At 64.6% G+C, this 26,671-nt stretch carries 27 protein-coding genes and 1 tRNA gene; 18 read left to right on the top strand and 10 right to left on the bottom strand.

The window, feature by feature from the left end:
* Positions 1-49: 49 nt before the first annotated feature.
* From acs to ACIGJG_RS11700, 4 genes are all read left to right on the top strand, one after another.
* The gene (gene acs / locus ACIGJG_RS11715) at positions 50-2,032 is read left to right on the top strand and encodes an acetate--CoA ligase (RefSeq protein WP_011298385.1); all 1,983 of its coding nucleotides are present in this window, start codon (positions 50-52) and stop codon (positions 2,030-2,032) included.
* 102 nt (positions 2,033-2,134) lie between these two features.
* Entirely contained in the window at positions 2,135-4,186 is a 2,052-nt protein-coding gene (locus ACIGJG_RS11710) for a sodium:solute symporter family protein (RefSeq protein ID WP_224003601.1), read from the top strand.
* Positions 4,187-4,245: 59 nt separating this feature from the next.
* Positions 4,246-4,336, top strand: a tRNA-Ser gene (locus ACIGJG_RS11705).
* 252 nt (positions 4,337-4,588) lie between these two features.
* On the top strand, positions 4,589-5,230 hold the full coding sequence (locus ACIGJG_RS11700) for a PglD-related sugar-binding protein (protein WP_483672378.1): 642 nt from the start codon (positions 4,589-4,591) through the stop codon (positions 5,228-5,230).
* A gap of 109 nt (positions 5,231-5,339) precedes the next feature.
* Here ACIGJG_RS11700 and ACIGJG_RS11695 read toward each other — a convergent pair whose 3' ends face one another.
* Entirely contained in the window at positions 5,340-5,564 is a 225-nt protein-coding gene (locus ACIGJG_RS11695; protein ID WP_011298382.1) for a DUF2188 domain-containing protein, read from the bottom strand.
* A 193-nt stretch (positions 5,565-5,757) separates the two neighbouring features.
* Between ACIGJG_RS11695 and ACIGJG_RS11690 the strand changes: the two genes are divergently transcribed.
* Positions 5,758-6,606: a D-amino acid aminotransferase gene (locus ACIGJG_RS11690; RefSeq protein WP_483672377.1), complete on the top strand. Its 849-nt coding sequence runs from the start codon at positions 5,758-5,760 to the stop codon at positions 6,604-6,606.
* A gap of 55 nt (positions 6,607-6,661) precedes the next feature.
* The gene (locus ACIGJG_RS11685) at positions 6,662-6,937 is read left to right on the top strand and encodes a hypothetical protein (protein WP_011298380.1); all 276 of its coding nucleotides are present in this window, start codon (positions 6,662-6,664) and stop codon (positions 6,935-6,937) included.
* A gap of 47 nt (positions 6,938-6,984) precedes the next feature.
* Here ACIGJG_RS11685 and yfiB read toward each other — a convergent pair whose 3' ends face one another.
* Genes yfiB through yfiR form a run of 3 tightly spaced genes read right to left on the bottom strand, consistent with a single transcriptional unit; the run spans position 6,985 to position 9,400 of the window.
* On the bottom strand, positions 6,985-7,545 hold the full coding sequence (yfiB, locus tag ACIGJG_RS11680) for an outer membrane lipoprotein YfiB (RefSeq protein ID WP_011298379.1): 561 nt from the start codon (positions 7,543-7,545) through the stop codon (positions 6,985-6,987).
* Entirely contained in the window at positions 7,542-8,816 is a 1,275-nt protein-coding gene (gene dgcN, locus ACIGJG_RS11675; protein WP_011298378.1) for a diguanylate cyclase DgcN/YfiN, read from the bottom strand. The genes yfiB and dgcN overlap by 4 nt, the downstream gene beginning before the upstream one ends.
* The gene (gene yfiR, locus ACIGJG_RS11670) at positions 8,813-9,400 is read right to left on the bottom strand and encodes a regulatory sequestration protein YfiR (protein ID WP_041679656.1); all 588 of its coding nucleotides are present in this window, start codon (positions 9,398-9,400) and stop codon (positions 8,813-8,815) included. The genes dgcN and yfiR overlap by 4 nt, the downstream gene beginning before the upstream one ends.
* A gap of 365 nt (positions 9,401-9,765) precedes the next feature.
* Here yfiR and ACIGJG_RS11665 point away from each other — a divergent pair, with 365 nt between their 5' ends.
* The 4 genes from ACIGJG_RS11665 to ACIGJG_RS11650 all read left to right on the top strand — a co-directional run bounded on the left by ACIGJG_RS11665 (position 9,766) and on the right by ACIGJG_RS11650 (position 11,417).
* Positions 9,766-10,227, top strand: coding sequence for a DUF4149 domain-containing protein (locus ACIGJG_RS11665; protein WP_011298376.1), 462 nt, complete (start codon positions 9,766-9,768; stop codon positions 10,225-10,227).
* A 98-nt stretch (positions 10,228-10,325) separates the two neighbouring features.
* Positions 10,326-10,529 (top strand): hypothetical protein, encoded by a 204-nt coding sequence (locus ACIGJG_RS11660; protein ID WP_011298375.1) that lies wholly within the window; start codon positions 10,326-10,328, stop codon positions 10,527-10,529.
* Between the two features lie 118 nt (positions 10,530-10,647).
* Positions 10,648-11,049, top strand: a complete 402-nt coding sequence (locus ACIGJG_RS11655; RefSeq protein ID WP_011298374.1) for a YXWGXW repeat-containing protein — start codon at positions 10,648-10,650, stop codon at positions 11,047-11,049.
* 137 nt (positions 11,050-11,186) lie between these two features.
* The gene (locus ACIGJG_RS11650) at positions 11,187-11,417 is read left to right on the top strand and encodes a hypothetical protein (protein ID WP_011298373.1); all 231 of its coding nucleotides are present in this window, start codon (positions 11,187-11,189) and stop codon (positions 11,415-11,417) included.
* Positions 11,418-11,440: 23 nt separating this feature from the next.
* Here the strand turns inward: ACIGJG_RS11650 and ACIGJG_RS11645 are convergent, their stop codons facing one another.
* The 4 genes from ACIGJG_RS11645 to glpK all read right to left on the bottom strand — a co-directional run bounded on the left by ACIGJG_RS11645 (position 11,441) and on the right by glpK (position 15,550).
* Complete coding sequence (locus ACIGJG_RS11645; protein WP_011298372.1) at positions 11,441-11,833, bottom strand: hypothetical protein; 393 nt, start codon at positions 11,831-11,833, stop codon at positions 11,441-11,443.
* An 86-nt stretch (positions 11,834-11,919) separates the two neighbouring features.
* Positions 11,920-12,297: an MliC family protein gene (locus ACIGJG_RS11640; protein WP_483672376.1), complete on the bottom strand. Its 378-nt coding sequence runs from the start codon at positions 12,295-12,297 to the stop codon at positions 11,920-11,922.
* A 43-nt stretch (positions 12,298-12,340) separates the two neighbouring features.
* Positions 12,341-13,945, bottom strand: coding sequence for a glycerol-3-phosphate dehydrogenase/oxidase (locus ACIGJG_RS11635; protein ID WP_483672374.1), 1,605 nt, complete (start codon positions 13,943-13,945; stop codon positions 12,341-12,343).
* Positions 13,946-13,999: 54 nt separating this feature from the next.
* On the bottom strand, positions 14,000-15,550 hold the full coding sequence (gene glpK / locus ACIGJG_RS11630; protein ID WP_483672373.1) for a glycerol kinase GlpK: 1,551 nt from the start codon (positions 15,548-15,550) through the stop codon (positions 14,000-14,002).
* 47 nt (positions 15,551-15,597) lie between these two features.
* Between glpK and ACIGJG_RS11625 the strand changes: the two genes are divergently transcribed.
* Positions 15,598-16,440: an NUDIX hydrolase gene (locus ACIGJG_RS11625; RefSeq protein ID WP_011298368.1), complete on the top strand. Its 843-nt coding sequence runs from the start codon at positions 15,598-15,600 to the stop codon at positions 16,438-16,440.
* Positions 16,441-16,509: 69 nt separating this feature from the next.
* Positions 16,510-17,376, top strand: a complete 867-nt coding sequence (gene purU / locus ACIGJG_RS11620) for a formyltetrahydrofolate deformylase (protein ID WP_011298367.1) — start codon at positions 16,510-16,512, stop codon at positions 17,374-17,376.
* 76 nt (positions 17,377-17,452) lie between these two features.
* Here purU and ACIGJG_RS11615 read toward each other — a convergent pair whose 3' ends face one another.
* Entirely contained in the window at positions 17,453-18,223 is a 771-nt protein-coding gene (locus ACIGJG_RS11615; protein ID WP_182142199.1) for a DeoR/GlpR family DNA-binding transcription regulator, read from the bottom strand.
* 156 nt (positions 18,224-18,379) lie between these two features.
* Here ACIGJG_RS11615 and ACIGJG_RS11610 point away from each other — a divergent pair, with 156 nt between their 5' ends.
* The 6 genes from ACIGJG_RS11610 (at position 18,380) to ACIGJG_RS11585 (ending at position 24,498) form a co-directional block, all read left to right on the top strand.
* On the top strand, positions 18,380-19,501 hold the full coding sequence (locus tag ACIGJG_RS11610) for an ABC transporter ATP-binding protein (protein ID WP_140950762.1): 1,122 nt from the start codon (positions 18,380-18,382) through the stop codon (positions 19,499-19,501).
* Position 19,502: 1 nt separating this feature from the next.
* On the top strand, positions 19,503-20,621 hold the full coding sequence (locus tag ACIGJG_RS11605; RefSeq protein ID WP_483672370.1) for an ABC transporter ATP-binding protein: 1,119 nt from the start codon (positions 19,503-19,505) through the stop codon (positions 20,619-20,621).
* The gene (locus ACIGJG_RS11600; protein ID WP_011298363.1) at positions 20,618-21,502 is read left to right on the top strand and encodes a carbohydrate ABC transporter permease; all 885 of its coding nucleotides are present in this window, start codon (positions 20,618-20,620) and stop codon (positions 21,500-21,502) included. The genes ACIGJG_RS11605 and ACIGJG_RS11600 overlap by 4 nt, the downstream gene beginning before the upstream one ends.
* Positions 21,495-22,316 (top strand): carbohydrate ABC transporter permease, encoded by an 822-nt coding sequence (locus ACIGJG_RS11595; RefSeq protein ID WP_011298362.1) that lies wholly within the window; start codon positions 21,495-21,497, stop codon positions 22,314-22,316. The genes ACIGJG_RS11600 and ACIGJG_RS11595 overlap by 8 nt, the downstream gene beginning before the upstream one ends.
* A gap of 28 nt (positions 22,317-22,344) precedes the next feature.
* The gene (locus tag ACIGJG_RS11590) at positions 22,345-22,653 is read left to right on the top strand and encodes a DUF2160 domain-containing protein (protein WP_011298361.1); all 309 of its coding nucleotides are present in this window, start codon (positions 22,345-22,347) and stop codon (positions 22,651-22,653) included.
* Positions 22,654-22,782: 129 nt separating this feature from the next.
* Positions 22,783-24,498, top strand: coding sequence for an ABC transporter substrate-binding protein (locus tag ACIGJG_RS11585; RefSeq protein WP_086004444.1), 1,716 nt, complete (start codon positions 22,783-22,785; stop codon positions 24,496-24,498).
* A 50-nt stretch (positions 24,499-24,548) separates the two neighbouring features.
* Here the strand turns inward: ACIGJG_RS11585 and ACIGJG_RS11580 are convergent, their stop codons facing one another.
* On the bottom strand, positions 24,549-26,522 hold the full coding sequence (locus ACIGJG_RS11580; RefSeq protein WP_483672369.1) for a sensor domain-containing diguanylate cyclase: 1,974 nt from the start codon (positions 26,520-26,522) through the stop codon (positions 24,549-24,551).
* Positions 26,523-26,671 lie beyond the last annotated feature (149 nt).

Genomic DNA, 26,671 nt, shown 5'->3' with positions numbered 1-26,671 from the left:
GCGTACTTTTGCAGCCAAGCCGTTCAGTCAAATACCAGGAGACCCGCCTATGTCCGCCATCGAATCGGTGATGCAAGAGCATCGCGTTTTCAACCCGCCCGAGTCCTTCGTCCGGCAAGCCGCGATTCCAGGCATGGACGCCTACCGCGCGCTGTGCGCCGAGGCGGAGCGCGACTACGAGGGCTTCTGGGCCAGCCGTGCGCGCGACCTGCTGCACTGGAACAAGCCCTTCACCAAGGTGCTGGATGAAAGCAATGCACCGTTCTACAAGTGGTTCGAGGATGGCGAACTGAACGCTTCGTACAACTGCCTGGACCGCAACCTGCAGAACGGCAATGCCGACAAGACCGCGATCGTGTTCGAGGCCGATGACGGCACCGCGACGCGCGTGTCGTATCGCGACCTGCACGCCAAGGTCTGCCGCTTCGCCAATGGCCTGAAGGCGCTTGGCATCAAGAAGGGCGATCGCGTGGTGATCTACATGCCGATGTCGGTCGAAGGCGTGGTGGCCATGCAGGCGTGCGCGCGTTTAGGTGCCACGCATTCTGTGGTGTTCGGCGGGTTCTCGGCCAAGTCGCTGCAGGAGCGGCTGGTGGACGTCGGCGCCGTGGCGCTGATCACCGCGGACGAGCAGATGCGCGGCGGCAAGGCGCTACCGCTCAAGGCGATTGCCGACGATGCGCTGGCGCTCGGCGGCTGCGAGGCGGTCAAAAACGTGATCGTCTATCGCCGCACCGGCGGCAAGGTCAACTGGGTCGAAGGCCGTGACCGCTGGATGGAAGACGTATCCGCCGGCCAGCCCGACACCTGCGAGGCCGTGCCCGTGAGCGCCGAGCATCCGCTGTTCGTGCTCTACACCTCGGGCTCCACCGGCAAGCCCAAGGGCGTGCAGCACAGCACCGGCGGCTACCTGCTGTGGGCGCTGATGACGATGCAGTGGACCTTCGACATCAAGCCCGACGACCTGTTCTGGTGTACTGCCGACATCGGCTGGGTCACCGGTCACACCTATATCGCGTACGGCCCGCTGGCCGCCGGTGCCACGCAGATCATCTTCGAAGGCGTGCCGACCTATCCGAACGCAGGCCGCTTCTGGGACATGATCGCGCGCCATAAGGTCAGCATCTTCTACACCGCGCCGACCGCGATTCGCTCGCTGATCAAGGCCGCCGAGGCAGACGAGAAGATCCATCCGAAGCAGTACGACCTTTCCAGCCTGCGCCTGCTCGGCACCGTGGGCGAGCCGATCAACCCCGAAGCCTGGATGTGGTACTACAAGAACATCGGCAATGAGCGCTGCCCGATCGTCGATACGTTCTGGCAGACCGAGACCGGTGGCCACATGATTACGCCGCTGCCGGGCGCCACGCCGCTGGTGCCGGGCTCGTGCACGCTGCCGCTGCCGGGTATCATGGCGGCGATCGTCGACGAGACTGGACATGACGTACCTAACGGGAGCGGCGGCATCCTGGTGGTCAAGCGCCCGTGGCCGGCGATGATCCGCACGATCTGGGGCGATCCGGAACGCTTCAAGAAGAGCTACTTCCCGGAAGAACTCGGCGGCAAGCTGTACCTGGCCGGCGATGGCTCGATCCGCGACAAGGAGACCGGCTACTTCACCATCATGGGCCGTATCGATGATGTGCTGAACGTGTCGGGCCACCGCATGGGCACGATGGAAATCGAATCGGCGCTGGTCGCGAACCCGATCGTGGCTGAAGCCGCCGTGGTCGGTCGCCCGGACGACACTACGGGCGAGGCCATCTGCGCATTCGTGGTGCTCAAGCGTGCGCGTCCGAGCGATGCCGAGGCGCAGCAGATCGCCACCGAACTGCGCAACTGGGTCGCGAAGGAAATCGGTCCGATCGCCAAGCCCAAGGACATCCGCTTCGGCGACAACCTGCCGAAGACGCGCTCGGGCAAGATCATGCGCCGCCTGCTGCGTTCGCTGGCCAAGGGTGAGGAAATCACGCAGGACACCTCGACGCTGGAAAACCCTGCGATCCTTGATCAGTTGAAGCAGGCACAATAACCGGACCATTCGGTAACGGCTCGTCCGACAGAACCCGCCGCCGCGTGAATCGCGCCGGCGGGTTCTTTACTCTAGATTTCCCTCACAGCCAGATCCTTGCCTATGCCCGACGCCCAGTCGCGTTTCCGCCGCCGGCTGATGTTGTACTACGGCCTGTTCACGCTGGGTCTGTTCGGCTTCGTCGGCATGATGGGGCTGCTGGAGAAATCCAATGCCGATGCGCTGTGGCTCGGCTATGTCTTTCTCTTCGTCACCATCGCGATCTACGCCTGTATCGGGCTGATCTGCCGTACGTCCGACCTCAACGAATACTACGTCGCCGCGCGGCGCGTGCCGGCGATGTTCAATGGCATGGCGATCGCGGCGGACTGGATGAGCGCCGCGTCGTTCATCGGCCTGGCCGGCATTCTGTTCGCTTCCGGCTATGAGGGGCTGGCGTATGTGATGGGATGGACCGGCGGCTATTGCCTGGTGGCGTTCCTGCTCGCGCCATACCTGCGCAAGTACGGCGGCTACACCATTCCCGATTTTCTCGCGGCACGCTATGGCAACGGCAAGCCGGGCGGCAACCTCCCTGTGCGCGCCATTGCGGTGCTTGCGGCATCGTTGTGTTCGTTTGTCTATCTGGTCGCGCAGATCCAGGGTGTGGGCCTTGTCGTGACACGCTTCATCGGCGTCGAGTTCGCGGTCGGCATCTTCTTCGGGCTGGCCGGCATCCTGGTTTGTTCGTTCCTGGGCGGCATGCGCGCCGTCACGTGGACCCAGGTCGCGCAGTACATCATGATGATCGTCGCGTTCCTGGTAACGGTCTCGATGATTGCGTGGAAGCATCATCATGAAGTCGTGCCGCAACTGAGCTACGGGCCGCTGCTTTCGCAGCTGGACCAGCGCGAACGGCAGCTTGAGCGCGAACCGGCCGAGTTGGCCGTGCGCGATTTCTACCGGCAGCAGGCCATCCAGATGCAGGAGCGCATCGCCCGTCTGCCCCAGTCGTTTGCCGAAGAACGCGACGCGCTCGACGTGCGCCTGCGCGACTTGCGCGCTCGCAATGCGCCGCTGCGGGAAATCAAGGCATTGGAGCGAGAACGGATCGAGTTCCCCGCCGACGCGGCTGCCGCGCAACTGCAGTGGAACCAGATGCGTGAAGATGCGCTCGCACGCAGCAAGCCTTCCACGCCATCGACGGAGCCTTATCCTTCGGCCTCCGAGCAGGAGCGTGGCACCAAGCGCCTGAATTTCGTGCTGCTGGTGTTCTGCCTGATGGTGGGGACCGCCAGCCTCCCGCACATCCTCACGCGCCTGTACACAACACCATCGGTGAAGGAAACGCGCAACTCCGTCGCGTGGGCGCTGTTTTGTATCGCCTTGCTTTACGTGTCGGCCCCCACGCTGGCGGCGCTGGTCAAGTACGAATTCTTCCAGCACGTGGTCGGCACGCCCTACGCTGAACTGCCGCAGTGGGTCGTGCAGTGGCGCAAGGTCGATCCACCGGTGTTCGCGCTGCGTGACGTCAACGCCGATGGCATCGTGCAGTGGGCCGAAATCCTGTTGCAACCCGACATGATCGTGCTGGCCGCACCTGAAATTGCGGGGTTGCCTTACGTAATATCCGGACTGATCGCCGCCGGCGCGCTGGCGGCTGCACTATCGACGGCGGACGGCCTGCTGTTGACCATCGCCAATGCGCTGTCGCACGATGTCTTCTATCACATGGTCGACCGCCAGGCGAGCCACCAGCGGCGCGTAACGACGGCAAAGATCGTACTGCTCGGCGTAGCGCTGTTCGCCTCGTACGTCACATCGCTGCGTCCCGGCAACATCCTGTTCCTGGTGGGCGCGGCCTTCTCGCTGGCGGCATCAAGCTTCTTTCCGGTGCTGGTGCTCGGCATCTTCTGGCGCCGCACGACGGCCGCTGGCGCGGTCGCGGGGATGGCGGCGGGCTTGGGCATTTCGGTCTACTACATCTTCGTCAACTATCCTTTCTTCACGCGGATGACGGGTATCTTTGGTGACCGGTGGTTTGGCGTCGATCCCATCGCGTCAGGTGCCTTTGGCGTTCCTGCGGGCTTCGCTGCAGCCATCCTGGTCAGTCTGGTCACACCGAGGAATGCGCCTGTCATCGACAGGCTGGTGAACTACTTGCGGAAGGGGTAGGGGGTGGCCAATGAAACACTGGACGCGTCGCCGCGCTCTGCTATAATCGCGGACTTCCCGGAGAGATGGATGAGTGGTTTAAGTCGCACGCCTGGAAAGCGTGTATAGGTTAATAGCCTATCGGGGGTTCGAATCCCCCTCTCTCCGCCAGGATTCTTTAAGGCTTCGCGGGTTAGCAATCGCTCGCAGCAGGCCGTAAAAAAGGGGCTGGGGTCATTGACCCCGGCCCCTTTTTGTTTGCCTGAGGGGCGCCAACACTACCTTATGCAGGACACTCATAGTCCTCCCATTACGGAATGTTCGAAAGGTCGCATTATGGACAACCTTGCGAAGGCTCCGACCCGAACGGGGGATTATTATTATCGGTGGGTTTGACACTCTCGCCGACATCGATAAGCCGCTGTGGAAAACATTGTCATCATCGGATCGGGCGGCCATGCGAAGTCCGTCATCGATGCGGTAGAAACTCAGCGCAAACATCACATAGTCGGACTGATCGACACTTCCCGGCGCGAAGTGATGGGTTATCGGGTGCTCGGTGATGAGGCGGCTTTGCCGATTCTTGTCAGGGAATATCGGATCGATGGCGCGCTGATCGCAATCGGCGATAACAGCGCACGTGCCCAGGTCGCCAAAAGAATCATGGCGCTGTGCCCGGGTCTCCGGTTTCCAGCGGCCATTCATCCGGCAACCAGCATCGGCAGAGGGACCACGATCGGCGAAGGTTCGGTCGTGATGGCGGGCGTGGTGATCAATGCATGTTCGACCGTTGGCCGGCATTGCATTATCAACACCGGCGCATGCGTGGATCACGATTGCGAGGTGGGCGATTATGCCAGTCTCGCGCCTGGCGTTGTCACAGGGGGGGGAGTGCAAGATCGGCGTCTTTTCCGCCATAGGGTTAGGTGCGAACCTGATTCACGGCATCACCGTCGGCGACGACGTGGTCATTGGCGCTGGATCGTTGGTTGCGAGAGACATAGAGCCGCTGACGGTCGCCTATGGGCTGCCGTCGAAGGTTATCCGAACGCGCCAGCATGGTGAGCGCTATCTTTAAGGACCGGAGCGAGGTTGCCGCTTGCACCATCCAAAGCCGTCTCGTAGGCGGCTTTTTTGTTTTTGCACGCTCTGATTGCGCCCCTTTGCCGCGGGTTTAGTCCTTCACCTCGAGCGCTTCCGTTTCGAACGAACTGCGTTCCACGATCTGTCCGTCGCGGCCATGTATCAGTAACGCGACTTTCGCCTGCCTGGCTCTTTCGGTGCCGGTGGCAATTGCATGTTTCTGGCAGGTGAATCGATGTTCGTTACCGGAGCCACCGTCGAGTTGTACTGCCCAACCGTTGTGGGTGGGTACGACGTGGATATTTTTATTGGGCATCTCTGTCTCCCTGGGTTGATGGAGACAGTGTCGACAGGTAAACGGTGCGCCGGTATCAGGCGCCGTCCGACAGCGGGCGCCTGACCCTGTTGGGAAGCGACCCGTCCGGAGCTCCGAAGCCTTATGCGCATATTGCATAAGCCATCCCACGCGCCTGTGAAAGAATCGGACATCCCCTCAGCAAGCACTTACCATGTCCGAGCCTCTCGTCTATCTCAACGGCGATCTGACCCCCTTGTCCGAAGCCCGCATCCCCGTCCTGGATCGCGGTTTCATCTTCGGTGATGGCATTTACGAGGTCATCCCGATCTACAACGGCAAGCCGTTCCGGGGCGCTCAGCACCTGGCACGCCTCGCGCGTAGCCTGGCGGCCATCGGTATTCCCGATCCGCACGACGCGTCCGAATGGCTGGCGCTGATCGCGCGCGTGGCGGAGGCGAACGGGCTGTCCGACCAGATGATCTATATCCAGGTCACCCGGGGCGTGGCACGGCGCACACATGCGTTTCCAACGGAAGTCACGCCGACCGTGCTGATCATGACCAATCCGATGGTGCTGCCGGCTGCGGAGGCGGTGGCGCAGGGGGTGGCGTGCGTGACGATGGAGGATCGGCGCTGGCTCAATTGCCAGATCAAGTCGACGTCGCTGCTCGGTAATGTGCTGGCCGCGCAATATGCGGCGGAGCATAGCGCAACCGAGGCGATCCAGTTTCGCGATGGCTGGCTCACGGAAGCCTCGGCGTCCAATGTCTGGGTGGTGCGTAGCGGCCGAGTATCGGCGCCACCCAAGGACAACCTGATCCTGGAGGGCATCCGCTACGGGTTGTTGGAAGAGTTGTGCGCCGCGCTGGACATCTCGCTGGAAACCCGCCGCATCTCGCGCGAGGAGGTCTTCGGTGCGGACGAGGTATTGCTGTCGTCGGCGAGCAAGGAACTATTGCCAGTGGTGTCCATTGATGGACAGACGATTGGAGCAGGAGCGCCCGGCCCGGTCTTTCGCAAGCTCTACGACGCTTACCAGGCCGCCAAGGCCGCGCTTTGAGCGCACGGGCATGCCCGTGCTAGCATGACCGCCGAACCGCTTCCGGGAGACAGCCATGGCCAAGCGCGAGCGCGGCCGGCGCGCCTTGCAGGACGAGGTAAGCCGGCGAGTGCAGCAGATCGACGAAATCGGCGAGGACGGTGCAAAGATCCGCGCACCAATGCCTGAGCCTCATCCACGCGATGCACGCGGACGGAACTGGGACATGAAGGGCTTCGGCCGGTCCACCGGCTACGAGGCAAGCATTCGCGCCGTCGTCGACAAGGTGCGCGACGAATTCGACCTGTCTGACTCCATCGAGAACCGCGCGTCCAATCCCTTCGGCGACTGAGGCTGTCGGCGTTGCCGGCAGTCGTTGCCGCGATGTGTCCCGCGCGGTTACTCCACCGTCACCACGATGGAGGCGCGCCGATTCTCCGCGCGACCGGCGGCGGTGCGGTTGTCTGCCACCGGCCGGCCCTTGCCCATGCCGCGCAGTTCAATGTTCGCCGGTTCGAAACCGGCAGTGACCAGTACCCTGGCTACGGCTTCCGCGCGCCGCAGCGAAAGCCGCAGGTTGTATTCGGTGCTGCCGGTGTGATCGGTGTGGCCATCCACGCGTACATGGTCGATGCCCACGCCTAGCAGCACGCCGCCGAGGCGCCGGATGTCGGCAATCCGATCGGGAGGGATGGCATCTTCGTCGAAGCCAAACAGGACTTTGAGCGGACGGCCGAGTTCCCAGCCGACGTCTGTCTCCGTAAAGCCTTCCTGCTGCAGCACGGCTACCTGTGCCGGTGTCAGGCCGCCCTGGGCCGGAGGGGCGGTCTTGCAGCCCGACAAAGCCAGAACCATCGCTGCCAGAGCCGCCAGCAGTGCGCCCGCCGCCAGCCCGCGGGTATCCCGCGGGCCGGTATGCGGCAACTGGCTTGCCGCAGCGGAACGGTAGGCAGGCGTCATCGCTGGTCCCGGCTGGCCTCCAGGCGTGGCTCGGCACTCTGCCAGGTCCCGCCGCATCGGCGCTTGGCGCCGTACATGGCCGCGTCTGCCGCATGCAGCAACCCCTGGCTGCCCTGCGCATGCATCGGAAACACGGCTACACCAATGCTAAGCGATGCCGTGATGCAGGTGCCATCGGGCAAGAGGATAGGTTCGGGGATTCGCCGCAGGATCTGCTCGGCAATCGGCACGATATCCGCCGCAGCGCGCAAGGACGTGACGAGCACCGCAAACTCGTCGCCGCCAAGGCGCGCGACCACATCGCCTTCGCGCACGCTTGCTCGGATGCGCTGAGCCAGCGCGACCAGCACCACGTCTCCGGCGGCATGGCCGAACCGGTCGTTGATGCCTTTGAAGTCGTCGCTGTCGAGATAGAGCAATGCCGCATAGCTAGCGCTGGCAGCCGCGGCGCGAACGGCAAGCTCAAGCAGTTCTTCAAACGCGGACCGGTTGAGCAGGCCGGTCAGCGAGTCATGGCTGGCACGGTGCGCGAGCGAGCGGTTCTCATGCTGCATCTGGTTTTGCCACGTTTCCAGCTCATCGAGCAGGCCGTTGAAGTCGTCGCCAAGTGCATTCAGTTCCTCGATGCGGGCGGGGGGGGTGCGCTGGGCGAAGTCGCGCTCCGAACGTACGGCGTGAGCCACGCGCATCAGGTTGCGCAACGGCTCGACGATCTGCGCGAGCATGCGGCTCGACATATAGTGCGCGCTGACGGCGGTCAGCAGCAGGCAGGCTAGCAGGCCCAGCGCGCCTTGCAGCAGGAACTGCAGCAGATTGGACGGATCGCCGGTCATCCGCAGGGTACCGACCGGCTGGGTGTCGTGCAGGATCGGCTGCTCGATCACGCCGGTGCTGAGCAATTCGCCGAGCGCGTACCGCAAGCCGTCTCGGCGTTCGTGGCCGGGACGCTGCCAGTCGGCCAGCACGCGGTTGTCGAGATCGAGGACGGTAGCGCGGGAGACGTCTTCGGACGCGGCAATCACGGCCAGCGTCTCGCCAGTGGCGACCTTGTCGCGGAATACCACCGGCGCTTCGAGCGTATAGGAGATCGACCGTGCCACCAGGCGCAGGTTGTGGTCCGCATAGACCCGAAGTGCAGCAAAGCCGAGCGCGGTCAGGGAGAGGCCCGCCGTGCAGACCGCCAGCAGCGCTACGCCAAGATGAATGCGTCGCAGCGTGCTGTACAGGGTAGGGCGTTGTCGGCCGCCCGCGGGCCTCGATCCGGGCTTCATGACGACGCGCCCCTGCGGCGACCCAGTTGCAGCACGGCCGGATGGACGTGGACACCGCTGCGGGCCAGCGAATCGAGATTCACGCGGAACGACACCTGGTTCTCGCGGATGTTCAGGCAGAACATGCTGCCAACTTCACACTCGAAGTCCTCTTCGCTGATCACCAGCACCGGCCGTCCGGTCAGTTCCGCGCCCAGCCGCTGGCGTCGTGCGTCGGTCATGGCGCCAAGATAAAGCGCGTCGCAGTTGCTCGCGAGCGCTTCCGTCATGACATCGACTTCGCGCGTGCGTACCGTGCGGCCGTTGCTCAGCGTGCCGCCTTCCAGCAGGCGCGCCGGATACCGGCTGGTGTTGTCGACGCAGAGGCGGACCGGTTCGCGTTCCGACGGCCAGCGCGCGTAGCCAAGCAGGCTGAAGACCACGCGCGCCACCATGTCTGTGCGTTGCGGAGCCGGTTGCGCGGTGACGCCCGGAGGCAGCACGGCCGGCACGATGGCAAGCACGGCTGCCGTCAGCAGCCGCAGCCAGTAGCGAAGCGGGCTGCGGTCGCGGATGATTCGGAATCTGGCTGGGGCGCGAGCCATGGGTGGCGGAGTATGCGTACTGCCTGATCGGGTTGTCCGGGGGGCACTCATGGCAGGATACGTGCGTTCCTTCCATGAGTTGTTCCAGGGGCAGGCGGCGTGGCGAAAATATTGTCCCGGTGGCTGCGTCGGGCGGTCAAGCCATGCACCAGCCGGCGCCAGGCCGCGGTTGTTGTACTGGTTCTGGTTCTGAATCGCGCCGGGATGCGGGTTGGGGCGGGGCCGGCACTGTCAGGACCGGTTATCGGCAGAAGCGCCGGAATCCTGAATTCCGGGGGATCGTGGCGTCCGCTGACTGTGCGCAATAATGCGCGCGGCGCATAGAATGCAGGTTCAGCGCGCAGCGCCTATCCCACACCATCACGATGACTTTCCTGCCGATTCTCCTGTTCCTGCATGTGGTTGCCGCCGTCGTATGGGTGGGCGGCATGTTCTTCGCTTACCTGTGCCTGCGCCCGGTTGCGGGGCAGGTGCTCGACCCGCCGTCGCGGCTGCGGCTCTGGCGCGGCGTCTTCGAGCGGTTTTTCCGCTGGGTCTGGGTAGCGCTGGTGCTGATACTGGGCAGCGGCGGCGCCATGATGGCCAATGCGGGCATGGCAGCGGCGCCGCCAAACTGGCACCTGATGGCCGGCATCGGCGTGGTGATGGCCCTGGTTTTTCTGTTTGTTTTCTTCAAGCCCTATCCGGTCTTGCGGCAAGCCGTGGATGCCGGCGAATGGCCGGTTGCCGGCGCTGCGCTGAATCGGATTCGTCAGGCGGTCGGTATCAATCTTGTGCTGGGCCTGCTCAATGTCGCGGTGGCGACCTTGGGGCGCATGGCCAACTGATGGCCGGCCGATCGACAGATTGAGTGTCCGGCGCCTGTCGGGGAACTGTCGCACCGCTGTGCTAGTCTTTTCAGACACGCATTGCGAGGAGGTGGATCATGGTGAATGAATCCCGTTCCGGGTTGAAGGCTTTCGTGCAGACCGCGCCCCAGGCGGGCCGCTATGTCTGGATCATTTCACTGGTCGATTTCAGTGCGCAGCAGATCCGGCGCACCATTGTGTCCGACGATACCTTCACGACATCGGATGCTGCCCGGGTGGCGGGCGACGCCGAACTGAAGGCCATGGCTGCGGACCACTAGTCCGTTGCACCGCCGCAACCCGGTGCGACGGCCGGTGCCCGGATACCCTTTCTTACAATGGATGTGCCCGTCCCAGCGTTAGACTTGGGCCACATCTCCAAGACAAGAAAGGGTTTCCATGATGATTCGTTCCCGCGTCTTGCCGCGCGCGATTCTGCTTGCGTCCTTCGTTTGCGGTGGCCTTGCCGTTGGCCAGTCCGCACAGGCTCAGGTCTCGGTCAATATTGCCATTGGCGTGCCACCGCCGGCGCCGGTTTACGAGGTAGTGCCCGCGCCGCGCCCAGGCTATGTCTGGATGCCAGGCTATTGGGACTGGGACGATCACCACCACAAGCACGCGTGGAAGAAAGGTCGCTGGGAACACGAGCGTCCGGGTTACGTCTATGAGTCTCCGCGCTGGATTCAGTCGCGCGATGGCTGGGTGCTGGTGCCGGGCCGGTGGGACGACCACCGTGGCAAAGGCAAGGGTCCCAAGGGCTATCACTGCCCGCCGGGGCACGCCAAGAAGGGGGAATGCTGAAGCCTTGACTGTTGTCAGGCTGGCGCCTCGGCCCGCACGATGACAAGCGTGCGGGATGCCATGCTACGATCGTCCGCGGTGATCCTGCGAACAGCAGGCCATGCGGTCCGCCGGCCGCGGATACGGAGAGACGGACAATGGCAAAGCATGTTTTCACGCGTGCTCAGTATCTCGACATCCTCAACGACAGTTTGCGCAACCATCCGGGCTGGCGGCCCGGCATGGCTTTCGTGTTCCTGCCACCGGGTGCCGATGCCCGTCAGGCAACGGCCGTGGGTTGTACCGGACCGCTTGAAGCCATTCCGGTTTACGCGGAGATCCAGCGCGTGGCGGCGGACCTCATCGAGGTGAAGGACGAACCGGCGTAGCCGGTCCGCTTGGCGGCGGCGCCTTACTCTTCGTCGTCCTCGTCTTCCTCGTCCTCGAGGAATTCGCGACGCAGCATCCAATTGGCGATGGCGTCGTCGCAGATCTTCTTGAGCTTCTGGCGGTCCGGCATCTTGTCGAACATCGCGAAGTTGACCAGCGCCATGCCGGCATCGGTGATGTAGAACATCCGGCGCGGGTCGTCGGGGTGGACGATGCGTCCGTCGATGTCGCCTTCTTCGTTGTCGCTCGGCACGTCTTCGAGTTCGACCACGCGGCACGTGAAGCGCGGGGTGCGCGTATGGGTCAGGTACTCGAATTCATCGTGCAGAACGTCTCCGTCCCTGCCCGCGGCGACCGCGAAGCCCCAGATGAAGCGTGGCATCGGCAAGTCGGACAGGCCTTCAATCTCGTCCATGGTGTTCTCCGTATTGCAATGGCCCGCATTATCTCCCGGAATGCCGTCGCCTCAAAAGGCGGGTGATGGCGGAGTGGCGGAGCGCGCTATCGCACCGCGCGGCACCCGCCCAGCATCGGCGGACTGGCGTCTGTCTGCATGAGGTCACGCAGCGTGCCGTCGTCGCCCTGGGTCCACCATTCATAGCGGCCGCCCACATAGCGCGCGCCGGAACCGCTCACGACGCTGACCGCCAGCACCGGCTTGCCTTCGAGCCGCAGGATGGCTGCCTGGTTGTCCGGGCTGTTGAAGTAGCGCACGGTCAGGTCCTTGCCGCCGTCGCACTGGTACCGCACGGTACGGACGTCGGGAAAACGAACGCTGTCGATGCCGGGGGCGCCTGCGGCGAATGCACTGGCGCTGGCGCAAACGCCCAGAAGCAGGGCGGGGAGGGCGAGCGGGTGCGGGTGCGGGTGATGGGTCATATCAGTTTTCCGGTCGGATACGTGGATCCGGCATCCGTCACGTTCAGTCGAGCATGTATCCGGCGGCGAGCTTGCGGAAGTTTTCCACTTCGCTGGCCTGCCAGGCTTCGTCGTGGCCCAGTTCTTCCGCCAGGATCGCTGCCACCTGTGGGGCGGCTTCCACGGCCGCGCGCGCGTCCAGGAACAGCGCGCGGTTGCGCCGCGCCAGCACATCCTCGACGCGGCGCGCGAGTTCATGGCGAGCCGCAAAGCGCACGTGCGCCTCGGTCAGCCCGGACGCCGGCGCCAGGACATGGTCGATGCCGGGCAAGGCGCGCAATGCGGGCAACTCATTGCCATAGTAGCGATCGGGCGACACCGAATTCGGCGCGGGCAGGTCGGCTGGCAGGCCGCTCGCGCCGTGCAGTGGCAGATCGGCGGTCACGCAAGGCGCGGCGCGCAGCATCTGGCGCTGGATGGCCGTCTCGATGACATCTTCGGCCATCTTGCGGTACGTGGTCCATTTGCCGCCGGTCACCGTGATCAGCCCGGCGCGCGACACCACGATGGTGTGCTCGCGCGACAGCGAAGCCGTGGATGCCTCGCCTGTCGCCTTGACCAGCGGCCGCAATCCGGCCCAGACGCTTGTGACATCGGTGCGGCCGGGGTCGCGCGCCAGGTAACGCGAAGCGGTATCGAGGATGAAATCCACATCGTCGCCGCTTGCGCCAGGCTCCAGCGGCAGGTCCTTGCGCGGCGTGTCGGTGGTGCCGACGATGACATGCCCGTTCCACGGCACCACGAACAACACGCGGCCGTCATCGGTCTTCGGAATCAGGATGGCGCGATCGCCGGGCAGGAAGCTGCGCGGCAGCGTCAGATGCACACCCTGGCTCGGTGCGACCATGGTGCGCGCCTGCCCGTCTTCCATCTGGCGGATGGCATCCACCCACACGCCGGTGGCATTGATCACGCAATCCGCGCGCAGGCGGAACGTGGTATCGCCAAGCGCATCTCGCACGGTCACGCCATTGACCACGCCGCCCTGCTGCGACAGGCCGATTACCGGCAGGTAGTTGATGGCGGTGCCGCCGACGTCGAACAGCGTGCGCATCAGCGCAATGGCGAGGCGTGCGTCGTCGAACTGGCCGTCGAAGTACAGGTTGCCGCCGCGCAGCGGGCGTCCGCCGACATGCTCGGCCAGCGTGGGGGCGGCGGCCAGTACCTCGCGGTGGTTGAGCCAGCGGCTGCCATCGAGATTCAGGCCGCCGGCCAGCATGTCATAAAGCTTCAGGCCGATGCCATAGAACGGCTGGTCGAACAGCTGGTAAGCCGGTACGACAAAGCCGAGCGGCCACACGAGGTGAGGCGCGTTGCGGGCGAGCAGCCCGCGTTCATGCAGCGCTTCGCGCACCAGGCTGATATTGCCCTGGGCCAGGTAGCGCACGCCGCCGTGCACGAGCTTGGTGGCCTTGCTCGACGTGCCCTTGGCGAAGTCGGCGGCCTCCACCAGCAGTGTGCGATATCCGCGCGACGCGGCATCGACGGCCGTGCCGAGGCCGGTGGCGCCGCCACCGATGACGATCACGTCCCAGCGCGGCTCGCGTTCCAGCCTTGCGAGCAGGGCGGCTCGGGACGGCGGCTGGATCGGGGTCGGGGCTTTCGGCATGACACTCTCTGAATCTGAATAAAGGGTTCCGTAAGGTGTGGCCGCGACGGCGCGTCAGGTTCTCTTGCCGCTGGTGGCCTCGTGATCTTCCCGGGCCCAGTCGCGGGCCCGTTCCACGGCGCGGTGCCAGCGCGACAGCCGGTGCGCGCGTTCATCGGCGGACAGGTTGGGCTCGAAGCGCTGCTGCACCTGCCATTGCCGGGAAATCTGCTCCTGGTCGCTCCAGTACCCGGTGGCGAGGCCGGCCAGGTAGGCTGCGCCCAGTGCCGTCGTTTCGGTGATGCGCGGACGTACCACGGTCGTGCCGAGCAGGTCGGCCTGCATCTGCATCAGCAGGTCGCTGCGCGACGCGCCGCCGTCTACGCGAAGTTCCGCGAGCGAAATGCCGGCGTCCTTCTGCATGGCATCGAGCACGTCCACGCTCTGCAGCGCAATCGATTCCAGCGCCGCGCGTGCGATCTGCGGGCGGCCGGTGCCGCGCGTCATACCGACCAGCGTGCCGCGTGCGAATGCATCCCAGTGCGGCGCGCCGAGGCCGGCAAAGGCCGGCACCAGCACCACACCGCCCGTGTCCGTGCACTGGCGCGCGAGTGGCTCGACCTCCGGGGCGCTTGCGATGATCTTCAGGCCATCGCGCAGCCACTGGATCGTGGCGCCGCCCATAAAGACGCCGCCTTCCAGGCAGTATTGCGTCTGCCCGTTGATCTGCCATCCGACCGTCGTCAGCAAGCGGTTGCGCGAGACCACCGGCTGCGGCCCCGTATTCATCAGCAGGAAGCAACCCGTGCCATACGTGTTCTTGGCCATGCCCGGAGACAGGCAGGCCTGGCCGAACGTGGCGGCCTGCTGGTCGCCCGCGATGCCGGCAATAGGGACTTCCGCGCCAAACAGCCGCGGCACCGTGCGCGCGACCTCGCCGCTGGAGGGCACCACCTCCGGCAGCACCTTGTGGGGGACGTCCAGCAATGCGAGTAGCGCATCGTCCCATGCGAAGCTGTGGATATTGAACAGCATCGTGCGCGAAGCGTTGGACACGTCGGTCACATGGCGCGCGCCGTCGGTGAGCTGCCAGATCAGCCAGCTGTCGATCGTGCCGAACGCCAGTTCGCCGCGCTGGGCGCGTTCGCGCGCGCCCTTGACGTTGTCGAGCATCCAGCGCAGCTTGGTGCCGGAGAAGTAGGCATCGATGACGAGCCCGGTCTTGTCGCGGATCATGCCGGCATGGCCGGCCGCCTGCAGTGCCTCGCACATGGGCGCGGTGCGGCGGTCTTGCCAGACCAGCGCGCGGCCCACGGGCTCGCCGGTCTTGCGGTCCCACAGGACCGTGGTTTCGCGTTGGTTCGTGATGCCGATTGCGCGCAACTGCGAGGCCGAGATACCCGCGTCGTTCAGGACCTCGTGCGCGACCGCGAGCTGCGTCTGCCAGATTTCGTACGGGTCGTGCTCGACGTGGCCGGGATGTGGGTAATATTGGCGGAATTCGCGCTGGGCAAGCCGTACCACATTGCCGGCGTGGTCGAACAGAATGGCCCGCGAACTGCTCGTGCCCTGGTCCAGCGCCAGTACGAACTGCTGCTGCGCGGCCTGCGTGGTCTGCTGGTTCATGCCTTTCGTCCCTGAAAATCCTCAACTTGCGTAACTTGCGTCCGCCGATGCCCACCGACACCCTTGCCGCCATTGACGCGTCCATCGCCGCGCGCAGCCCGTTCGACCGCGCCACCAAGCTGCGCCTGATGGTGGCGGGGCAGCACGTCGGCTGGCTGCCGCGTGCCCATGCCGATGTCCTGCGCGGCATGGGTTGCGTGCTCGGGCCGGAAGAGCAGACGCCGTCGGGCCCCTGCGTCGAACTGCTGCCGGGACGTGGCGACTTCGCGGTACGCAGTGCCGCGCTCGAGGCGCTGGCAAGGCAATTGGCCGAGGGCGGACATGTGCGCGGCTGGCGCGACGAGCTGTTTGCGGTGACGCCGTCCCTGGATGCGCCAGCGCTTGCGGTGGTCGAACGTGCCGCCGCGCGTTTCCTGGGCCTGCTGACGTTTGCTTCTCACATGAACGGCGTGGTTCATGGCGAGCCGACGTTCTGGATCTCGCGCCGTAGCCAGAGCAAGGCGGTAGATCCCGGCATGTGGGACAACCTCGTCGCCGGCGGCATGCCTCATGGTAGCGATCCGCTCGCCACGCTGGTGCGCGAATGCGAGGAAGAATCCGGCATCCCGGCCGCACTGGCGCGCGGCGTGCAGGCTCATGGCTGCATCGAAGTGCTGCGCGAGATTCCGGAAGGCGTGCAGTGGGAGCACGTCTATGTCTATGATCTGGAGCTGCCCGCGGACTTCACGCCGCATAACCAGGACGGCGAGGTGGCCGAGCACCGCCGCATCGGTCCCGACGCATTGCTTGCTATCATGTCGGCCGGCGCCATGACGGTCGATGCGACATTGGTGACGCTGGATGCTCTCCGCCGACGCGGCTGGCTGGCCCCGGCGGGCAATCCCGCCTGATGCAGGGCCCCGGGCCCCGCCTGCGCTCTCCCGGCCCCGTGCCGCACGCACCCGACAGAACAACACACGATGAGCAACACCGGATTCATTCTTACTCTTTCGTGCCCGGACCAGCCGGGCATCGTTCATTCCGTCTCCGGCCTGCTGTTCCAGCACGGCTGCAATATCGTCGATTCCGACCAGTATGGTGATGAATTCACCGGCCGCTTCTTCATGCGGGTGCATTTCACCCCGTCGGCCGGCGGTCCGGACCTGGATGCGCTGAAGGCGGCGTTCGCGCCGGTCGGCGACCAGTTCGGCATGCAGTGGGAACTGTTCGATGCCTCCGCCAAGCCGCGCGTGATGATCATGGTGTCCAAGATCGGACACTGCCTGAACGACCTGCTGTTCCGTGCCAAGGTGGGCGGCCTGCCGGTCGAGATTGCCGCCATCGTCTCGAACCACCGCGACTTCTACCAGCTCGCCGCGTCCTACGACGTGCCGTTCATCCACCTGCCGCTGATGAACGCGTCGGCCGAGCAGAAGGCCGCGCAGGAAGCGCGCGTGTTTGAAGTGGTGCGCGACCAGAACATCGACCTCGTCGTGCTCGCGCGCTACATGCAGGTGCTGTCGGATGACCTGTGCCGCAAGCTGGCCGGCCGCGCGATCAATATCCACCACTCGTTCCTGCCGAGCTTCAAGGGCGCCAAGCCGTATTACCAGGCCCATGACCGCGGCGTGAAGCTGATCGGGGCGACCGCGCACTATGTGACGGCCGATCTCGACGAAGGCCCGATCATCGAGCAGGAAATCGCGCGCGTGGATCACAGCATGGACCCCGACCAGCTCACGTCCGTGGGCCGCGATGTCGAATGCGTGGCGCTCGCCCGCGCAGTCAAGTGGCATGCGGAACACCGCATCCTGCTGAACGGCCACAAGACCGTCGTCTTCAAGTAATTGCTGCAATTCGCCGCCGGCGCGCATCGCGCCGGCCGGTATGCGGATACTGGCGTGCGCCGCCGCGGCGGCAGGGTCAGTCCTGGTCCGCCACCACACATTTCACTCCGCTGTCCGCCACGATCTGCCCGAACGGGGCCACCAGCGGCTCATCGGTGAACAGCCTATCGATCTGCGACAGGTGCGCCAGTTCCACCATTGCCTGGCGATGGAACTTGCTGGCATCCGCGGCCAGCCACACCTCGCGCGCGTGCTCCATGATCGTGCGTGCCACCTTGACCTCGCGGAAATCGTAGTCACGCAGCGTGCCGTCGGCCTCGATGCCCGAGATGCCGATCAGCCCGATATCGACCTTGAACTGGCGGATGAACTCCACCGTCGCTTCGCCGACGATGCCGCGGTCGCGCGAGCGCAATACGCCGCCAGCGACGATGACTTCGCAGTCGGGGTTGTCCGCCAGGATATTGGCCACGTTCAAGTTGTTCGTGATCACGCGCAAGCCGCGGTGATGCATCAGCGCACGCGCAATCTCTTCCACCGTGGTGCCGATGTTCAGGATCAGCGAGCAGCCTTCGGGTACCACCTTGGCCACCGCGCGCGCAATGCGCACCTTGCCTTGGGCATTTAGCACCTGCCGCTGCCGGTAAGCGATGTTCTCTGTCGTCGAGCCCTCGACCCGCACCCCGCCGTGGAATCGCGCGAGCATGCCGCCTTCGGCCAGCAGATTCACGTCGCGCCGAACGGTCTGCAATGTCACGCCGAATTTTCGCGCAAGCGCGTCGATCGACGCGAAGCCCTGGGTGCGGACTTCTTCGAGAAGGGCGGTCTGGCGGGGATTCAGGGTCATGCGAGGCATTCTAGTTCAAACACAAACGAAAACAAATGATGCGGTGCACTATTGTTTTATGTTCGTTCATTTACTAAAACGAGCATAAGCCACACATTGGGCGCCCGCAGCGCGCTGGCTTCCTGGTGGAAGGGGAAGTTCGAACATGGAGATCGGATGCAGCTGAGTCTTGAGGGCATTGCGCAGCAAGCGGGCTCGCAAGCCTGCCTTTATCCAATGTCGCTGGCGCCCATGGCGGGTGCGGTGACAGTGCTGCTTGGCGCCACGCAAGCCGGCAAGACTTCCCTCATGCGCGTGATGGCCGGACTGGACCGCCCCAGCGCCGGCCGCGTTCTGGTAGACGGCGCCGACGTGACTGGTGTGCCGGTGCGCGAGCGCAATGTCTCGATGGTGTACCAGCAGTTCATCAACTATCCGTCGATGCGCGTATTCGACAACATCGCTTCTCCGATGCGGCTGCAGCGGCAGGCCAGTCGCGATGACATCGCGGCACGCGTGCGGTCGCTGGCGGCGAGGCTGCATATCGACCACTTGCTGGACCGCTACCCGGCAGAACTCTCGGGCGGCCAGCAGCAGCGCGTGGCGCTGGCCCGCGCGCTAGCCAAGGGCGCGCCGCTGATGTTGCTGGACGAGCCGCTGGTCAACCTCGATTACAAGCTGCGCGAAGAGTTGCGCGAAGAACTGACCCACCTGTTCGCGCAAGGCGATGCCACTGTGGTCTACGCCACCACCGAGCCGGCCGAGGCGCTGCTGCTCGGCGGCTACACCGCCGTGCTCGATGCCGGCGAATTGCTGCAATACGGCCCGACGCCCGAGGTCTTCCACTATCCCGATTCGCTGCGCGTCGCGCGCGCGTTCAGCGATCCGCCCATGAATCTCATGGAAGGCTCGCTGCGAGGCGGCTGGGTCACATTGTCGGACGACATCGCGGTGCCCGTGCCCGGAGCGGGCAGCCACGCCGGCCCCGTTACTGTGGGGGTGCGCGCGGCCGCACTGCGACTCGATGGCGTGCCGGGATCGGTCCCCGTGCCTGGCCGCGTGGCACTGGCGGAACTGTCCGGTTCCGATACCTTCGTGCATGCCGATACACCGGTCGGCAACCTGGTGGCGCAGTTCGCGGGCGTGTTCGATCTCCGGCTCGGTGCGCCACTGACGCTGCATCTCGACCCGGCGCAGCTCTACGTGTTCGATGACAGCGGCCGGCGCTTGAGCGCGCCGCGCCGGCCCGGCGGCCTGGCGGCCACTGTTCCGCCTGCCGGCGCAGCGACGGGGGGCTGAGATGGCGCGCGTCGACCTTGATCTCGCCCATTCCTACGTGGCCGATCCGCGCTCCGATGACGACTACGCGCTGCTGCCGCTCAAGTTCAGCTTCGAGGACGGCGGCGCCTATGCGCTGCTGGGCCCCTCGGGTTGTGGCAAGACCACGCTGCTGAACTGCATTTCGGGGCTGCTGCGGCCGTCTCAGGGCCGCATCCTGTTCGACGGGCGGGACGTCACCGCCGAGTCGCCGCAGGCGCGCAATATCGCGCAGGTGTTCCAGTTCCCGGTGATCTACGACACCATGACCGTGGGCGAGAACCTCGCCTTTCCGCTGCGCAACCGCGGCGTGCCGGCGGCGCAGGTGCGCGAGCGGGTAGGGCGGGTGGCCGAGATGCTTGAACTGTCGGCATCGCTGGACCGGCGTGCGAGCGGACTGGCGGCCGACGCCAAGCAGAAGATATCGCTGGGGCGCGGCCTCGTGCGGCACGATGTGTCGGCGATTCTGTTCGACGAACCGCTGACCGTGATCGATCCGCAGCTGAAATGGCAGTTGCGGCGCAAGCTCAAGGAGATCCATCACGAATTCCGGCTGACGCTGATATACGTGACGCACGACCAGACCGAGGCGCTGACCTTTGCCGACCAGGTTGTCGTGATGTCGCGCGGCAAGGCCGTGCAGGTGGGGTCGGCCGACGCGCTGTTCGGGCGGCCCGCACACACGTTTGTCGGACACTTCATCGGTTCGCCGGGCATGAACTTCGTGTCGGCGGACTGGCGCGAGGGTGCCGTGGAAATTGCCGGGCGCCGCTATTTGCCAGCGCTGCCCGATGCCGTAGCGGGCGCGCTGCGCGAGGCGGGCAGCTTCCGCGTCGGCGTGCGGCCCGAGTATTTGCGACTGGCCGGCCAGGACGATGCACAGGCGGTGCCCGTTCGCGTCGAGCGCGCACAGGATATCGGAACCTACTGGCTCGTGACCGGCACCTTGCAGGAAGCCGGCGGACAGGCCGGCACGCTGCGCGCGCGGCTGGGCGGCGAGGCCGCGGCACTGCGCCCCGGCGACACCGCGTGGCTGTCCGTCTTCAACCGCCACACGTGCTACTACGTGAACGAAGTGCTGGTGCCCGGGAGCCCGTCATGAAGCCCATCAACCAGAAGGCGTGGCTGCTGGTGTTGCCGGTGGTGCTGTGCGTGGCGTTCTCGGCCATCCTGCCGCTGATGACCATCGTGAACTACTCGGTGCAGGACATCATCTCGCCCGAGCGGCGCGTGTTTGTCGGTACGGAGTGGTTTCGCACGGTGCTGCGCGATGGCGAACTTCATGACGCGCTGCTGCGCCAGTTGGGCTTCTCGCTCGCAGTACTGCTCGTGGAAATACCGCTGGGCATCCTGCTGGCGCTGGCGATGCCGGCGAAGGGGTGGAAGGCATCTGCGGTGCTCGTCATCGTCGCTCTGTCGTTGCTGATCCCGTGGAACGTGGTCGGTACTATCTGGCAGATTTTCGGCCGCACCGATATCGGCCTGCTTGGCGCCGCGCTCGACGCCATGGGGTTTGACTACAACTACACCGGCAGCGCCTTCGATGCCTGGGTGACCGTGCTGGTGATGGACGTCTGGCACTGGACGCCGCTGGTCGCGCTGCTTTGCTATGCGGGCCTGCGCGCCATTCCCGACGCCTACTACCAGGCCGCGCAGATCGACGGCGCGAGCCGCTTCGCCGTATTCCGCTACATCCAGTTGCCCAAGCTGCGCGGGGTGCTGATGATCGCGGTGCTGCTGCGCTTCATGGACAGCTTCATGATCTACACCGAGCCGTTCGTGCTCACCGGCGGGGGGCCGGGCAATGCCACCACGTTCCTGTCGCAGTACCTGACGCAGAAGGCCGTCGGCCAGTTCGACCTTGGCCCGGCTGCAGCATTCTCGATCGTCTACTTCCTGATCATCCTGCTCCTGTGCTTCGTCCTCTATAACTGGATGCAGCGCGCGGGCACCGCCGGCAGCGAGGACATGCCCCATGGCTGATACGAGCGATCGCGCCACATGGTGGCGCCCTGCGTTCCTGCTGGTCTACCTGCTGTTCGCCATCCTGCCGATCTACTGGATGGTGAACATGTCATTCAAGACCAATGAGGAAATCCTGTCGACGCTGTCGCTATGGCCGGCGGCGTTCACGCTCGAGCACTACCAGACCATCTTCACCGATGCGTCGTGGTACTCGGGCTACATCAACTCGCTGATCTATGTGGCAATGAACACGGTGATCTCGATTACCGTGGCGCTGCCTGCGGCTTACGCGTTCTCGCGCTACCAGTTCATCGGCGACAAGCATGTGTTCTTCTGGCTGCTGACCAACCGCATGACGCCGCCGGCGGTGTTCCTGCTGCCGTTCTTCCAGCTCTACAGCACCATCGGGCTGATGGATTCACACCTGGGCGTGGCACTTGCGCACCTGGTGTTCAACGTGCCGCTTGCGGTGTGGATTCTCGAAGGTTTCATGTCGGGCGTACCGCGTGAGATCGATGAAACCGCCTATGTCGACGGGTATCCCTTTCCACGTTTCTTCCTCACGATCTTCCTGCCGCTGATCAAGGCTGGTGTCGGGGTGGCGGCGTTCTTCTGCTTCATGTTCAGCTGGGTCGAACTGCTGCTCGCGCGCACGCTGACGTCGGTCAACGCCAAGCCGATCGTGGCGACTATGACGCGCACGGTTTCGGCGTCGGGCATGGACTGGGGCGTGCTGGCCGCTGCCGGCGTGCTTACGATCGTGCCCGGTGGCATCGTGATCTGGTTCGTGCGCCACTACATCGCGAAGGGCTTCGCGATGGGCCGCGTGTAGTGCAGTTGCCGACGGAAAGGAGATCGCCATGCTGAGCTGGATGGTCTGGACCACGCCCGTGGCCGTGTTCTTCGCCTGCATCGTCGTCATGCTGCTCGGCATGACGGTCTGGGAAGTCCGCTCGCCGGCCGTGATGCGCAAGGGCTTCCTGCCGATTGCCACCACGCGCGGCGACCGGCTGTTCATCGGCCTGATGTGCGCGGCGTGGATCAACCTCGCGTGGGTGGGGCTGGGTGAAAAGATCACGCATTGGTTGTCGCTGCCCGAGGAGCCGTCTATCTGGATCAGCTTCGGCCTGTCTATGCTGGTGTTGCTGCTGATCATGCGCAAGGGCTGAAAGCGCGGCACGACACGCGACCGAAGTCATGGGACATGCGGCTTATCCCTTCCCCGGGGCCGCGCCCGGACAGCAAACGGGGAGGGGGCTCTTGAGGAGACACTGATGAACGTGCACGTGAAGTCGGGAATGACAGTCCTTGCCTGCGCGGCCGCGCTGGCATGCGGCCACGCCTTGGCTGGCGAGGCCGAAGCGAAGAAGTGGATCGACAACGAGTTCCAGCCCTCGTCGCTCTCGAAGGACAAGCAGCAGGCCGAGATGAAGTGGTTCATCGACGCGGCCGCCAAGCTCAAAGCCAAGGGCGTTACGCAGATCAGCGTGGTGTCGGAAACCATCACTACGCATGAATACGAATCCAAGACGCTCGCCAAGGCGTTCGAGGAGATTACTGGCATCAAGGTGAACCACGACATCATCCAGGAAGGCGATGTCGTGGAAAAACTGCAGACGTCGATGCAGTCGGGAAAGTCGATCTATGACGGCTGGATTTCGGACTCCGACCTGATCGGCACCCATTACCGCTACGGCGCCATCCTGCCGCTGTCGGACTACATGGCCGGCGCGGGCAAGGAGTGGACCAACCCCGGACTCGACGTAAAGGATTTCATCGGCACGAAGTTCACCACCGCGCCCGACGGCAAACTGTACCAGTTGCCCGACCAGCAATTCGCCAACCTGTACTGGTTCCGCGCCGACTGGTTCGCCCGCAAGGACCTGCAGGACAAGTTCAAGGCCAAGTATGGCTATGACCTCGGCGTGCCGACCAACTGGTCCGCTTATGAGGACATTGCCAACTTCTTCACGAACGACGTGAAGGAAATCGACGGCAAGAAGGTGTACGGCCACATGGACTACGGCAAGAAGGACCCATCGCTCGGCTGGCGCTTCACGGATGCCTGGCTGTCGATGGCGGGCACAGCCGACAAGGGCCTGCCGAACGGCATCCCGATCGACGAATGGGGCATCCGCGTGGCGGAGGACAAGTGCACGCCGGTGGGTGCGTCGGTGTCGCGCGGCGGCGCCACCAACAGCCCTGCAGCGGTCTACGCCCTCACCAAGTACATCGACTGGATGAAGAAGTTCGCGCCGTCGCAGGCCATGGGCATGACCTTCTCGGAAGCTGGCCCGGTGCCGGCACAGGGCCAGGTCGCACAGCAGATCTTCTGGTACACGGCCTTCACCGCCGACATGACCAAGAAGGGCCTGCCGGTGGTGAACGCCGACGGTTCGCCCAAGTGGCGCATGGCGCCGTCGCCGTATGGCCCGTACTGGAAGCAGGGCATGCAGAACGGCTACCAGGACGTGGGTTCGTGGACGTTCTTCAAGAACACCGATCCGAACCGGCTAGCGGCTGCATGGCTCTACGCGCAGTTCGTGACGGCGAAGACGGTGTCGCTGAAGAAGTCGCTGGTTGGGCTGACGTTCATCCGCGACAGCGATATCCACCACGAGTACCTGACCAAGAACGCGGCCAAGTATGGCGGGCTGATCGAGTTCTATCGCAGCCCGGCACGCGTGGCGTGGACGCCGACCGGTACCAACGTGCCCGACTATCCGAAGCTCGCCCAGCTTTGGTGGAAGAACGTGGCCACCGCCGTGACCGGCGAAAAGACGCCGCAGGCCGCCATGGACAACCTGGCCGAGGAGATGGATCAGGTCATGGCACGGTTGCAGCGTGCGGGCATGACGAACTGCGCGCCGAAGCTTAATGCGAAGAGCGATCCGTCGAAGTGGCTGTCGAGTGAACACGCACCGTGGAAGAAGCTCGACAACGAGAAGCCGAAGGGCGAGACCATCGCCTACGACAAGCTGCTGCAGGCCTGGAAGGAGGGGCGCGTGCGTTGAGGCGGGAAGCGGGGCCTCTCCGGATGGGCAGGCTCCGGTGTCGCAGTGGATCAGGCCGTCGAATCTTCCAGCGGCGCCGCGTAGCGGGCCTTGCCATGGCGCTTGGCTTCATACAGCGCCATGTCGGCCCGCATGAACAGCTCGCTCACGGACATGCCCTGTCCGGGGCGGTGGATCGCCGAGCCGACGCTGACCGTGGCCGCATGTTCATGGCCGTCGATGATCACCGGTGCCAGCGCAGTTTGCACGATGGTGCTGGCGATACGCTCGACCGCGCGGACATCGCCCACGTTTTCGAGGATCACCGCAAACTCGTCGCCCCCGATGCGCGCCACGGCATCGTTCTTGCGCACGCTGCGGGTCAGGCGCTGCGCGAAAGCGACCAGCAGGCGATCGCCGATCGAATGCCCGTAGCCGTCATTGACGGCCTTGAAGTCGTCCAGGTCGACCAGCAATAGCGCTGCCGCCTGGCCGCTGTCATCGGCGCGCGCCAGTGCTTCGGCAAAGCGTCGGTCGAAGCCCTTGCGGTTCAGCAGTCCGGTCAGGTGGTCCGACACGGTCTGCGCTTCCAGGCTGCGCAGCTTCTGGCGCTCGCTCGTGACATTGCGTGCGAACAGGTGCATGCCATGGATCGCGTCATGCGTGTCGTTCCAGGCTGGCTGGCAGGTGAACTGCATGCATTCGGAGCCGTCCGGGCTCTCGCGCGTAAACCTGACGACCTTGCCCGCCAGCGCCTGCTCCAGGTAGGGCCGCGAGGCCAGATAGGCCTGCGTGCCCCATAGCTCGCGCAACGTCAGGCCGATGATCTGCTGTGCCGGCAAGCCGAAATGGCGTGCGTAGGCCTGGTTGACGAAGACGAAGCGCTCATTCATGTCGATGAACGAGACAAAGTCGGGTACATGGTTGGCGATCGCCTCGATGCGCTTCTCGCTCTCGGCGGCGTGGTCCTTGGCGGCTTTCAGCGCGGCTTCGCGCTCGGAAAGCTGGTGCATGACTTCGGCGAACGTGGAAGCGAGTTCGCCGATTTCGTCCTCGCGGCCGACTGGCAGTTCCTTGATGGCGGCCGGGTTGGCAGTGATGCCTCGCACGGCGCGATGCAGCCGGTGCAGCGGCGCCAGCAAGCGCCACATCGCCAGCCACATCAGCGCGCCGGCAACCAATAGCGAGAGGCCGACAATGGCGAACATTCGGCGCCTGGCTTCGATCAGCGGCGCATAGGCCTCGTTGGCAGGCAGGACTGCGACCAACTCCCAGCCATTCGATTCCAGCAGGTAACGACCCACGATCGGCCGGCGCGGACGGATCGGCTCCCAGAACGACTCGGGCTGGTCCGCGCCACACGTCTCGCCGATGGCGCGGGCGGGCGTCAGCAGCTTGGCCGGATCCCGGTGCATGGCGTAGCGCGGTCGGGGGCCGGCGGAAACCAGGCAGTAGCTACCCGTGACGCCGACCGGACTGCGCCCCAGTTCGCGCAGGAAATTGTCCAGAGAAAGGTTGATCACGCCGCCGAGCACAGCACGCAGTTCGCCGCCGGGGCCGCGCAGCGGAACTGCCAATACCACCCCGGGCGACCTGGTGAGCTTGCCCTGCAGCAGGTCGGATACGGCAAACGGCGCGCCGCGCACAATCGCCCGGAAATAGTCGCGGTCGCTGAGGCTCATACGCACGCCTTCCGGCACGGCCGTGCTGAAGATCATTTCGCCTGATGGAGCGGCCATGAAGACGGCGTTGAAGGTGTCCGGCAAATCCGGCATTTGTGCCGCCATGCGTCGGAGTTCGGCAGGGCGACTGCCAAGCATGGGCGCAAACTGCTGGGCCATATGGCGCAGCATGGACGCCCGAATCTCGAACTTTCCATCGAGCTGTTCGGCCACCATCCGGACTTGCGAGTCCTGATGGTTCTGCAGCAGCTCCTTCAGCGTGTGGTACGCGTAGTACTGCGAGTAGAGCGCCCGCAGCACGATGATCAACGTAACCACCATGGCGGTTGCCACCGCCATCCGCAGCTTTATTGAGTGACGCATGGTTACTTTTCTTCTGCGCACTGACCCGTTTTCCGGTCCCAGGGGCATGTGGAATGACGACCCCGCCCTATTCGTACGGAACCAGGCGTTCAGGGTAGCAGATGTCCTACTTGTCGCCACGCACATGGAACTTTATGGTTCGGCATTGT

The sequence above is a fragment of the Cupriavidus sp. C1SS-2L genome, from assembly GCF_057073735.1.
The sequence above is the reverse complement of the archived record's forward strand: the minus strand, read 5'-3'. Positions and strand labels throughout refer to the sequence as shown.

Excerpts from the sequence above, each read along its gene's own strand:
- acs (WP_011298385.1), top strand. The coding sequence starts at position 50 with ATGTCCGCCATCGAATCGGTGATGCAAGAGCATCGCGTTTTCAACCCG.
- ACIGJG_RS11710 (WP_224003601.1), top strand. The coding sequence starts at position 2,135 with ATGCCCGACGCCCAGTCGCGTTTCCGCCGCCGGCTGATGTTGTACTAC.
- ACIGJG_RS11695 (WP_011298382.1), bottom strand. The coding sequence starts at position 5,564 with ATGCCCAATAAAAATATCCACGTCGTACCCACCCACAACGGTTGGGCA.
- ACIGJG_RS11690 (WP_483672377.1), top strand. The coding sequence starts at position 5,758 with ATGTCCGAGCCTCTCGTCTATCTCAACGGCGATCTGACCCCCTTGTCC.
- ACIGJG_RS11685 (WP_011298380.1), top strand. The coding sequence starts at position 6,662 with ATGGCCAAGCGCGAGCGCGGCCGGCGCGCCTTGCAGGACGAGGTAAGC.
- yfiB (WP_011298379.1), bottom strand. The coding sequence starts at position 7,545 with ATGACGCCTGCCTACCGTTCCGCTGCGGCAAGCCAGTTGCCGCATACC.
- dgcN (WP_011298378.1), bottom strand. The coding sequence starts at position 8,816 with ATGAAGCCCGGATCGAGGCCCGCGGGCGGCCGACAACGCCCTACCCTG.
- yfiR (WP_041679656.1), bottom strand. The coding sequence starts at position 9,400 with ATGGCTCGCGCCCCAGCCAGATTCCGAATCATCCGCGACCGCAGCCCG.
- ACIGJG_RS11665 (WP_011298376.1), top strand. The coding sequence starts at position 9,766 with ATGACTTTCCTGCCGATTCTCCTGTTCCTGCATGTGGTTGCCGCCGTC.
- ACIGJG_RS11660 (WP_011298375.1), top strand. The coding sequence starts at position 10,326 with ATGGTGAATGAATCCCGTTCCGGGTTGAAGGCTTTCGTGCAGACCGCG.
- ACIGJG_RS11655 (WP_011298374.1), top strand. The coding sequence starts at position 10,648 with ATGATGATTCGTTCCCGCGTCTTGCCGCGCGCGATTCTGCTTGCGTCC.
- ACIGJG_RS11650 (WP_011298373.1), top strand. The coding sequence starts at position 11,187 with ATGGCAAAGCATGTTTTCACGCGTGCTCAGTATCTCGACATCCTCAAC.
- ACIGJG_RS11645 (WP_011298372.1), bottom strand. The coding sequence starts at position 11,833 with ATGGACGAGATTGAAGGCCTGTCCGACTTGCCGATGCCACGCTTCATC.
- ACIGJG_RS11640 (WP_483672376.1), bottom strand. The coding sequence starts at position 12,297 with ATGACCCATCACCCGCACCCGCACCCGCTCGCCCTCCCCGCCCTGCTT.
- ACIGJG_RS11635 (WP_483672374.1), bottom strand. The coding sequence starts at position 13,945 with ATGCCGAAAGCCCCGACCCCGATCCAGCCGCCGTCCCGAGCCGCCCTG.
- glpK (WP_483672373.1), bottom strand. The coding sequence starts at position 15,550 with ATGAACCAGCAGACCACGCAGGCCGCGCAGCAGCAGTTCGTACTGGCG.
- ACIGJG_RS11625 (WP_011298368.1), top strand. The coding sequence starts at position 15,598 with ATGCCCACCGACACCCTTGCCGCCATTGACGCGTCCATCGCCGCGCGC.
- purU (WP_011298367.1), top strand. The coding sequence starts at position 16,510 with ATGAGCAACACCGGATTCATTCTTACTCTTTCGTGCCCGGACCAGCCG.
- ACIGJG_RS11615 (WP_182142199.1), bottom strand. The coding sequence starts at position 18,223 with ATGACCCTGAATCCCCGCCAGACCGCCCTTCTCGAAGAAGTCCGCACC.
- ACIGJG_RS11610 (WP_140950762.1), top strand. The coding sequence starts at position 18,380 with ATGCAGCTGAGTCTTGAGGGCATTGCGCAGCAAGCGGGCTCGCAAGCC.
- ACIGJG_RS11605 (WP_483672370.1), top strand. The coding sequence starts at position 19,503 with ATGGCGCGCGTCGACCTTGATCTCGCCCATTCCTACGTGGCCGATCCG.
- ACIGJG_RS11600 (WP_011298363.1), top strand. The coding sequence starts at position 20,618 with ATGAAGCCCATCAACCAGAAGGCGTGGCTGCTGGTGTTGCCGGTGGTG.
- ACIGJG_RS11595 (WP_011298362.1), top strand. The coding sequence starts at position 21,495 with ATGGCTGATACGAGCGATCGCGCCACATGGTGGCGCCCTGCGTTCCTG.
- ACIGJG_RS11590 (WP_011298361.1), top strand. The coding sequence starts at position 22,345 with ATGCTGAGCTGGATGGTCTGGACCACGCCCGTGGCCGTGTTCTTCGCC.
- ACIGJG_RS11585 (WP_086004444.1), top strand. The coding sequence starts at position 22,783 with ATGACAGTCCTTGCCTGCGCGGCCGCGCTGGCATGCGGCCACGCCTTG.
- ACIGJG_RS11580 (WP_483672369.1), bottom strand. The coding sequence starts at position 26,522 with ATGCGTCACTCAATAAAGCTGCGGATGGCGGTGGCAACCGCCATGGTG.